This is a genomic window from Dietzia timorensis (genome assembly GCF_020742175.1).
Classification (GTDB): Bacteria; Actinomycetota; Actinomycetes; order Mycobacteriales; family Mycobacteriaceae; genus Dietzia; species Dietzia timorensis_A.
Window position 1 is genome coordinate 1 of record NZ_DYXM01000073.1, and the last position, 5,387, is coordinate 5,387.

At 65.1% G+C, this 5,387-nt stretch carries 5 protein-coding genes, 1 tRNA gene and 1 pseudogene; 4 read left to right on the forward strand and 3 right to left on the reverse strand.

Annotated features, from left to right (window positions below; genetic code table 11):
- Nucleotides 1-1,059: quinone-dependent dihydroorotate dehydrogenase (locus K8V11_RS03890; protein WP_303911090.1), on the forward strand; the 1,059-nt coding region annotated here is incomplete at its 5' end.
- A 142-nt stretch (nt 1,060-1,201) separates the two neighbouring features.
- Here the strand turns inward: K8V11_RS03890 and K8V11_RS03895 are convergent.
- Nucleotides 1,202-1,744 carry a YbhB/YbcL family Raf kinase inhibitor-like protein gene (locus tag K8V11_RS03895; protein ID WP_303911091.1) on the reverse strand — a complete coding sequence of 181 codons (543 nt, stop codon included), beginning with the start codon at nt 1,742-1,744 and terminating at the stop codon, nt 1,202-1,204.
- A 142-nt stretch (nt 1,745-1,886) separates the two neighbouring features.
- Here K8V11_RS03895 and K8V11_RS03900 point away from each other — a divergent pair.
- Nucleotides 1,887-1,972 (forward strand) — tRNA-Leu (locus tag K8V11_RS03900).
- A gap of 202 nt (nt 1,973-2,174) precedes the next feature.
- Nucleotides 2,175-2,246, forward strand: a pseudogene (locus K8V11_RS14640) (DUF1648 domain-containing protein); the annotation flags it as partial.
- A gap of 360 nt (nt 2,247-2,606) precedes the next feature.
- On the opposite strand, the gene K8V11_RS03905 reads toward K8V11_RS14640, so the two are convergent.
- Both K8V11_RS03905 and K8V11_RS03910 read right to left on the reverse strand, forming a co-directional pair.
- Nucleotides 2,607-3,296, reverse strand: a complete 690-nt coding sequence (locus K8V11_RS03905) for an ABC transporter ATP-binding protein (protein ID WP_303911094.1) — start codon at nt 3,294-3,296, stop codon at nt 2,607-2,609.
- Nucleotides 3,297-3,408: 112 nt separating this feature from the next.
- Entirely contained in the window at nt 3,409-4,437 is a 1,029-nt protein-coding gene (locus K8V11_RS03910; RefSeq protein WP_303911092.1) for an FtsX-like permease family protein, read from the reverse strand.
- Nucleotides 4,438-4,691: 254 nt separating this feature from the next.
- Between K8V11_RS03910 and K8V11_RS03915 the strand changes: the two genes are divergently transcribed.
- On the forward strand, nt 4,692-5,387 hold a 696-nt coding region (locus K8V11_RS03915; protein WP_303911093.1), incomplete at its 3' end, for an SDR family NAD(P)-dependent oxidoreductase.

Below are 5,387 nucleotides of genomic sequence, written 5' to 3' on the forward strand. Positions count from 1 at the left end.
TTGTTCGTGCTGTTCCGTTTCCCGCCGGAACGCATCCACCATGTGACGTTCGGTGCCCTCAAGCTCCTCACTCTCGTCCCCCCGCTGGGCTCGCTCCTGCGCCGCTTCCTGGGCGTCAAAGACCCTATCCTCGCGCAAGAGGTGTTCGGGCGGACGTTCCCCGGCCCTCTCGGGCTCGCCGCGGGATTCGACAAGAACGCCGCCGCTCCCGACTCCTGGGGGGCCGTCGGGTTCGGCTATGCCGAGATGGGCACGGTCACGGCCGCTCCGCAGCCGGGTAATCCGACCCCGCGGCTATTCCGCCTCGTCGACGATCGGGCGATCCTCAACCGGATGGGATTCAACAATCACGGCGCGGGCAACGCGGCGAACAACCTGCGCCGCCGCCGCTCGCCGGACCCGGTGGGCATCAACATCGGCAAGACCAAGGTGGTCGAGCCCGATAAGGCCGTCACCGACTACGTCTCGAGTGCGCACATCCTCCACGGGCTCGCCGACTACCTCGTCGTCAACGTCTCCTCCCCCAACACCCCGGGGCTGCGCGATCTGCAGGCCGTCGACGCTCTGCGTCCGATCCTCGCCGCCGTGCAAGAGGTCTCGAGCATCCCGGTGCTCGTGAAGATCGCCCCCGATCTCGCCGACGCCGACATCGACGCGGTTGCGGACCTCGCGGTCGAACTTGGTCTTGCGGGCATCGTCGCCACGAACACGACGATCTCGCGCGAGGGCCTCGCAACTTCGACACGTGAGGTCGAGTCGATGGGAGCCGGCGGGATCTCCGGTGCCCCCGTGGCTCGCCGCTCCCTCGAGGTCCTCGACCGCCTCTACGCCCGCGCAGGCGAGAAACTCGTGCTCATCTCCGTGGGCGGAATCGAAACAGAAGAGCAGGCTTGGGCGCGCATCACCCACGGCGCGACTCTCATCCAGGGCTACACCGGGTTCATCTACGGCGGCCCGCTGTGGATGACCCAGATCAACCGCGGCATCGCGAAGCGGCTGCGCGACGGCGGATTCGCTTCGCTCTCGGAGGCCGTCGGCTCCGCCGTCACTCCCCGATAACAACACCAACCGGACGCACGATCCAGACCCACCACCATGTATGACGGCGGACGTGCCGAACACACAAGTCGGCAGAAAGAATTCGGCCGCGCCCAGAAATTTTCCGGGCGCGGCCGAATCGCGTGTACGAGTTCTTGAACCCCTAAGCCTCGAAGAGCCCGGTGAGGGTGCCCCGAGCAATGGCCTTGAAGAACATGTTGAATCCGAGGAACGCGACCGAGGAATCATCCTCCATCGGGAGGGAGTCCTCGCTGATCGCGTGTACGGCGAAGATGTACCGGTGCGGGCCGTGGCCCTCCGGTGGGGCGGCACCGACGAAACCCTTGAACGAGGCGTCGTTGCGCAGCGTGATGGCGCCCTGCGGGAGATCCCCGGAATCCGGCGTGCCGGCGCCGACGGGCAGAGAGGTCGTGCCTGCCGGGATGTTGGCCACGGCCCAGTGCCAAAAGCCCGACGCGGTAGGTGCATCCGGGTCGAAGCACGTGACGACGTAGCTTCGCGTGCCCTCCGGGCCCGCCTCCCACGACAGTTGCGGCGACTGGTCCTCGCCGCCGTCGACGCCCATCTTCCCGGACGTCTGGGCGGTCGGAAGTGTCTGGCCCTCGGTGAAGGTCTCGGACGTGACCTTGAGGGCAGGTAGCTCCGGGAGAGCGTCGTAAGGGTTCGGGGTACGGAATTGGCTCATATCTACCTCCTGTATGCGGCGTACCTCTACTACTACCAGCGGTCCAGGCTCGTCCGCAGTGCCGGATTTTGCGGTAGAGGGCTAATGGGATAGAGTTTCTTCTCGGCTCGCAGGAGAGAATATCTCGGCGAGAGGCAACCACGCGCGAGTGGCGGAATGGCAGACGCGCTAGCTTGAGGTGCTAGTGTCCTATTAACGGACGTGGGGGTTCAAGTCCCCCCTCGCGCACTGAAGAAATAGCCCCTGACCTGGGATTTAGATCCGAGGTCGGGGGCTTCTTCGTATGCGTTGGGAGCACGAGGTGGCAACGATTCGCGCGAAACGTCCTGAGAGAACATTCGAGACCGGACCGGTCACGATATGGATGCGTCGCATGGCTTCGGCCGCAACCGTTGCCCTGACGCTGTTCTAGCTTGCGCGGTTTCCGCAGCTGCCGGAATCGATCCCGACGCACTTTTCCCTCAGCGGCGATGCCGATGATTGCGGCCCGAGATGGATGCTCTTTCCTCTTATCGCGGTGTTTACCGGGCTCGTACTCGTGGTGGCCTGGATTTCCACACGACCGCAAATCTTCAACTATCCGATGGGCATCACGGAATCGAATGCCCAGTCCGCCTATCGCGAGGGCGAACGAATGATGGTGTGGACGCAAGTCGCGCTCGTGGTGCTGTATGCGGGCGCCGCGGCCTCGACTATCGGGTGGGACGGAGGCATCTTGGTGGCCGCGGGGCTTGTCGGCATGCTTGGTGCGGTTATCGCGGGCCTGGTCGCCTTCTTTCCGTGTCGTAGGACTGCGTGCACTGTTGCCGGACGGCGAAAGGCCGGGGCATCAGCTGATGCCCCGGCCTTGGCTTGTTTGCTACTAGACGATGTAGAGACGCCCGTCGTCCATGGTGACTTCCCTATCGGCACGATCGGCCGCATCGCGGTCGTGGGTGATGAGGAGCGTGGCCACGCCCTGCTCCCGCACGACATCGAGAAGCAGATCCATGACGGCGGCCGTCCGCACCGAATCGAGCGCCGAGGTCGGCTCGTCGACGAGCAACAGCTCCGGCGAGGCCATGAGCGCGCGGGCGAGATTGACCCGCTGGCGCTGACCGCCCGAGAGGGCGCCGGCCTTCCGGTTCATCGACGACTCCAAACCCATCCGTTCGAGAAGGTACCGGGCGCGCTCCTCGGTTTCGCGGCGCCGGCGACGACCGGCGGCGGTGAAACCGGCGAGCGGATTGTGCAGGCGGTCCATGGCCGTGAGCTGCTCGAGCGCCGTGAGGGAAGAGACCAGGTTGGACTGCTGAAAGACGATGCCGATGTTTTCTCGGCGCATCTTTGCCTGTTCGCCGTCAGAAAGCTCGGTCAGTTCCGTTCCCCCGACCTGGACGAACCCGGAGTCGGGACGGATCAGCGTGGCCGCCACCGCCATAAGCGAGGACTTGCCGGAGCCGGAGGCGCCCGTGAGCGCGACGAGCTCGCCACGATCGACCGACAGGTTGACGTTGTCGACTGCGGTCACGCGCGACGCGCCGTCGGGGAAGGTGAGGGTGACGCCGGACATCTTGAGCGCGGCGCTATCGTGATGGCCACCGGAGGGGCGTACTTCGTGCTGGATCGCGGTATTCATGGGAAAGGTGACTCCTTGGACGAGCGGTGGACGTTCGAATCGGTGACTAGCGGGCTCCGCCGAGCGCGGATAACGGCGATGCGCTGCGGATGAACATCGTGGCTGCGCCCGCACCGGCCAGGCCTAGGGCGAGGAGCATGATCGCCGGGAATACGGTTGTTCCTGCGGTGAGGACGAATGGAAGGCCCGAGCCGATCGCCGTGGCGGCGGCGACGGTGATGGCGAGTCCGACGCCCACACCGATGACGAGCACGACAAACGCCTGGCCGAGTGCGTCGCGCATGAGAGACGCAGTGGTGGCGCCGAGTGCCTTGAGTGTTGCGATGTCAGGCATGCGCTGCACGGTCCACACCGTGAAGAATGCGCCGGTTACGAGTGCGGCGATCGCCATGAGCATCCAGTTGATCGTGGTCAACGTCGTGTTCTCGGCCTTGTAGGCGGACATCGTCTGGGGCAGATCGGACGCTGCCACGACGGTGGTGTCCGCGGCTACGCCTTCCAGCGCGTCTGCGGGTGCGTCGGAGATGACGGTGGTCGCGGCTCCCTGGCCCGCGGCCTGTGGCTGCGCGGCCCATTCGGCGCCGTTGGCCCACATGAGCGGCTGGTGACTGTACCAATCATCTCCGGAGACGCCGGCGACGGTCTTGGTCCCGTCCCAGAGGTCTACGCTGTCCCCCGTGGTGATACCCGTGGTCTCGGCGAGAGCCGAGGAAATGATGACCTCGCCTGGGGCGGGCGACGGAACATCGGGCCGATCTCCCGACACCGCCGCGACGGACACCGGCTCCTCGCCGACCGTCGAACGGCTGAAGGCTACCGAGGTATAGGGGCCCTTCTCGGCGATCGCGTTGATCTGCTCGTCGGTAAGTGCCGAGCGATCGAGACTCGGATCGCCGGTGCCGGAGACGACGGCGCTCGTCCCGCCGAGCGTGTCGAGAGCGGCGATATTGCGGTGCTCCAGGCCGCCGGTGAGTCCGGAGAGGAAGCTCACGAGCAGCGCCACGAGGGCGACCGTGACGGTGATGAGCGCGAACCGGCCCTTCGCCGACCGCAGCTCCCGAATTCCTACGAACATGATGTGAATCCCTTCGTTATTTCGCTACCTTCCACTCAAGGCGGTTTCCAGCGGTTTCACATCGGTATGAGGTCTGGCCCTGCATCAATCGTTCGGTTGAGTGACCGATAGCCGGAAGTCGTGCCGGCGGCTCATCCTCGGACGCCCGAAGGCGGCGGAATACGAGTGCGAAGGTTGAGATTGGGGACGGCACAGGCGGATGCCTACACTTGGACTCTGGCGGGGACAGGACCGCGAGCAGGCGAAAGGGAGCAATGGCAACGGAAACGGGCATCGATCCAGACGAATTGGCCACGTGTCTCCGAGTTCTGGACGACGGCGGGAGTCTCCCGGCAGACCATCCCGATTCCGTGGCTCTCCAACGCGCCGTCGGCCACCTGTTCAAGGAAGTCAAGCGACAGCGTCGCGCGGCCGCGCGACAGAGTCGTCAAAAGGCCGACCAAGAAGTCCTCGAGCGGACTGCTACCGGCTCGTCTGGACGTATCGACGACGAGACCGCCGGAATTCGTCTCGTGTCCGACGTTCCCGGCGAAATCGCGGGACACTTGCAGCGTCCGCAGGATTGCTACATTTGTAAAGCACCGTATACCCAGGTAGACGCTTTCTACCACCAGCTATGCCCTCGGTGCGCCGCCCTGAACAGGGCAAAACGGGACCCGAAAATGGACCTGCGCGGAAAGCGGGCGCTTCTCACCGGTGGACGCGCGAAGATCGGTATGTACATCGCGCTGATGCTTCTTCGCGCGGGTGCCGCTCTCACCATCACGACGCGTTTTCCCCGAGACGCGGCGCGACGATTCTCCCTGATGGACGACTATGACGACTGGGGTAATCGACTCACCGTCGTGGGCGTCGACCTTCGCGACCCGGCACAGGTGACGGCGGTCGCCGACGAAGTCGCGGCGGCCGGGCCGCTCGACATCCTCATCAACAACGCGGCCCAAACGGTC

What these genes read in the sequence shown, in the direction of transcription:
- K8V11_RS03895 (WP_303911091.1), bottom strand. Translation starts at nt 1,744, where the DNA reads ATGAGCCAATTCCGTACCCCGAACCCTTACGACGCTCTCCCGGAGCTA.
- K8V11_RS03905 (WP_303911094.1), bottom strand. Translation starts at nt 3,296, where the DNA reads ATGTCCGGCGTCACCCTCACCTTCCCCGACGGCGCGTCGCGCGTGACC.
- K8V11_RS03910 (WP_303911092.1), bottom strand. Translation starts at nt 4,437, where the DNA reads ATGTTCGTAGGAATTCGGGAGCTGCGGTCGGCGAAGGGCCGGTTCGCG.